Raw genomic sequence first — 3,155 nt, forward strand, 5'->3', positions numbered from 1 at the left:
GAAGGACGCCCTGAACCTGCCGGTGAAGGACAGCATCGGTGCGCACGCGGCCGGGCTGGTCAAGGCCGGCGACAACATCATCATCGACTCCGGCTCCACCACGATGACCCTGGCCCGGCACCTGCGCGGGCACCGCGACGTGACGGTGATGACCAACGGGCTGAACATCGCCTGGGAACTGGCCAACGCACCCGGCGTGGAACTGCTGCTCACCGGCGGCCTGCTGCGCAAGCAGTCGCTGTCGTTGCAGGGCAGCCAGGCCGAAGCCAGCCTCACCACCTACAGCTTCGACACCCTGTTCCTGGGCGTGGATGGCCTGGACCTGCAGTTCGGCCTGACCACCCACCACGAGGCCGAAGCCAGCCTCAACCACCGCATGGTCGAGCGCGCACGCCGCATCGTGGTGCTCACCGATGCCTCCAAGTTCGGCCGGGTCAGCCTGCACCGCATCGCGCGGCTGGACCAGGTCCACACCGTCATCACCGACGCCAGCATCGACGCCGAGTACCTGGAAGGGCTGCAGCGGCTGGGCATCGAAGTGATCATCGCCGAGTCCCCCGCGTGACCCAGACCCGTTCCCTGCATGGCCGCATCCTCACCCCGCTGGGCTGGCGCCGTGGCCACGTGCACTTCGACACCCATATCCTGCAGCTGCAGGTGGACGACCACAGCGGCGCCGACGATCCGCAGCTGCCGGTGATCCTGCCCGGCTTCATCGACCTGCATGTACATGGTGCGGCCGGCGTGGACCTGATGCAGGGCGGCGACGTGGCCCGCACCATCGCCCGCACCCACGCGCGCTTCGGCACCACCACGCTGCTGGCCACCACCATGACCGCCGGCCTGGACGAGATCGCCCATGCGCTGCAGGGTGTTGCGGCCACCATGGCCGCGCCGGACGCCGCGGCCGCCTGCATCGCCGGCGTGCACCTGGAAGGCCCGTTCATCAGCCCGCAGCGGCTGGGCGCGCAGCCCAACCGCACGCTGGAGGCGACCCTGGCGCTGGTGCAGCAGCTGCACGCGCTGGCGCCGATCCGGGTGATGACACTGGCACCGGAGATCGGCGCGCACACCGCGTTGATTCCCGCGCTGACCGCGCTCGGCATCCGCGTGCAGCTGGGCCACAGCGCCGGCACCTACGAGGACGGCGTGGCCGCCCTGCAGGCCGGCGCAACCGGCTTCACCCACCTGTTCAACGGCATGACCGGCGTGGACCACTACCACCCCGGCATTGCCGCCGCTGCCCTGGCGCATGCGCAGTACGCCGAGATCATCCCGGACCTGCAGCACCTCCACCCCGGCGTGATCCGGCTGGCCGCACGCGCGATTCCGCGCCTGTACGCGGTGACCGACGCCACCGCCGCTACCGGCATGCCGGACGGCGAGTACGCCCTGGGCGAGCAGCGCGTGCACAAGTGCGGCGGCTGCGTGCGCCTGGCCACCGGTTCGCTGGCCGGCAGCGCGCTGACCATGGACCAGGCGCTGCGCAACCTGGTGCAGGTGGGGCTGGAGCTGGCCGATGCATCGCAGCGCGTATCCACCTTCCCGGCCCAGTACCTGGGCCTGGACGATCGCGGCAGCATCGCCCCGGCCGCGCGCGCGGACCTGGTGGTGCTGGATGCCGCGCTGCAGTTGCAGCAGGTGTTCGTCACCGGCCACCCGATCGCCCTGTAACGCCGGGCGCTGCCCGGCCAGCACCCACAATTCGCCAGGCCCGGCTGCTGGCACCGCCCCTTCTTCCCGTCTTTCCAGGAACGCGTAGATGACCACCGCCGCCGCCACTGCCGTTCCCGCCCCCGACGCCCCACGCTGGCCGATCCGCTACCTGCTGTTCATGGGTGGCATGGGCGGCCTGCTCTACGGCATCGATATCGGCATCATCGCCGGCGCCCTGCCCTACCTGGAGGCCACCGCCACCGCCAGCTGGCACCTCACCAGCCAGCAGCTCGGCTTCGTGGTGGCCGCGGTGCTGTTGGGCAGCGTGCTGTCGTCGCTGTTCGCCGGCATGGTCGCCGACCTGATCGGGCGACGGGGCGCGATGTTCCTGGCCGGCGTGCTGTTCACCGCCAGCATTCCGATCATGGCGCTGTCCGACGGCTACGCCGCGCTGCTGATGGGACGGCTGCTGCAGGGCATCAGCGGCGGCCTGATCGGCGTGGTGGTGCCGCTGTACCTGGCCGAAGTGCTCAGCCCCGAACGGCGCGGCCGCGGCGCGGCGATGTTCCAGCTGCTGCTGACCATCGGGCTGGTGCTGGCCGCCTTGATCGGCCTGTACCACGCGCATGCGGTGGACGCGGCCACCGAAGCGGTGCGCCAGCTGCCGGTGGCCGAACAGCAGCGCCTGCTGTTCGACGTCAAGGACCACGCCTGGCGCACCATCTTCTGGACCTGCCTGTTGCCGGGGCTGGTGTTCACCGGCGGCGTGCTGCTGATCAGCGAATCGCCGCGCTGGCTGGTGCGCCGTGGCCGTATCGAGAAGGCGCGGCTTGCGCTGCAACGCACGGTGGCGCCCCGCGATGTGGAACCCACCCTGCAGCGCATCCAGGCACCGGATGCCGTGCAGACCGGCGCCACCGGCACGCGCGACCCGCTGCTCAGCCGTCGCTATGTGTGGCCGTTCGTGCTGGCCTGCCTGGTGCTGGCCTTCACCCAGGCCACCGGCATCAACTCGGTGCTGGCCTATGCGGTCAACATCCTCAACCAGGCCGGCCTGCCCGGGTCGGTGGCCAACGGTGCCGACGTGGCGATCAAGCTGCTCAACGCGGTGATGACCGTGGTGGCACTGGTGCTGGTGGACCGCAAGGGCCGCAAGTTCCTGCTGATGCTGGGCACCGGTGGCATCACCGTGGCCCTGCTGGCCGCCGCGCTGCTGTTCGTCAAAAGCGAGCACGGGCGGCTGGACGTGCAGGCGCAGCTGCAGCAGCAGGTGGCCGGCAGCACCCTGTCCCTGCCGCTGGATGCGGCCCAGTGGCAGCGCCTGGACCGCAACGCCGGCGACGCCCCGCAGCAGCTCACCGTGTCGTATGCATACGGCGGTTTCAGCAACGTGCGTTCGCTGCGCAGCGACAACCCCATCGACGCCTCGCTGCAGATCCGCCGCGACGATGCGGTGTCGGCCGACAGCGTGATCGGCGCGTTCTTCCGCCGGCTGCACC

3 protein-coding genes are annotated in these 3,155 nt (G+C 70.6%); all 3 read left to right on the top strand.

Annotated elements, in window-relative coordinates:
- Window positions 1-565, top strand: a 565-nt coding sequence (locus DBR34_RS12625; RefSeq protein WP_258223888.1) for a DeoR family transcriptional regulator, incomplete at its 5' end; no start/stop codon positions are given.
- Entirely contained in the window at window positions 562-1,674 is a 1,113-nt protein-coding gene (nagA, locus tag DBR34_RS12630) for an N-acetylglucosamine-6-phosphate deacetylase (RefSeq protein WP_128097050.1), read from the top strand. The genes DBR34_RS12625 and nagA, both read left to right, overlap by 4 nt.
- 88 nt (window positions 1,675-1,762) lie before the next feature.
- On the top strand, window positions 1,763-3,155 hold a 1,393-nt coding region (locus tag DBR34_RS12635; RefSeq protein ID WP_128097051.1), incomplete at its 3' end, for an MFS transporter.

The sequence above is a fragment of the Stenotrophomonas sp. HMWF003 genome (assembly GCF_003061285.1).
In the GTDB taxonomy this organism is placed as follows: domain Bacteria; phylum Pseudomonadota; class Gammaproteobacteria; order Xanthomonadales; family Xanthomonadaceae; genus Stenotrophomonas; species Stenotrophomonas maltophilia_AP.